A 364-nucleotide genomic window follows, 5' to 3' on the forward strand; every position below is an offset into this window, starting at 1 on the left:
GGCCCCTGCCGTTGACCAGATAGTCGGCCTCGTCCGTACTCTTTTCATGGCTGTCGGTGATCGGACGCAGCGCCAGCGTGAGCCGGTCCGCCATCTGCTGCGCCACCGTGATGATCTCGGCCTGTTGCGGCGTCAGCTCCAGCGTCGCGGTCTGGCCGACCCTGGTCTTCTTGCCCTCCTCGTCTTCCTGGATGGTCTGGTCGATGGCCAGCACACGGATGTTCTTCAGTATCGTCTCGGTGTTGAAGCCGCTGCCGCCGTTGGCGCCGTCGGCGCGGCGGGTCATGATGACGTCGACAAAGTCGTTCGGAAGGATGAAGCCGCCCGCCGACGTGTCCGCCGATATCGCGGTGGCGACGGCTCG

General features: G+C 65.4%; 1 protein-coding gene. It reads right to left on the reverse strand.

Annotated features, from left to right (window positions below; genetic code table 11):
* A partial coding sequence (cpaB, locus tag EN859_RS35990; protein WP_135913658.1) for a Flp pilus assembly protein CpaB occupies positions 1-364 on the reverse strand: 364 nt, incomplete at both ends.

Origin of the sequence: Mesorhizobium sp. M00.F.Ca.ET.216.01.1.1, from assembly GCF_004010325.2 — a bacterium.
GTDB lineage: Bacteria > Pseudomonadota > Alphaproteobacteria > Rhizobiales > Rhizobiaceae > Mesorhizobium.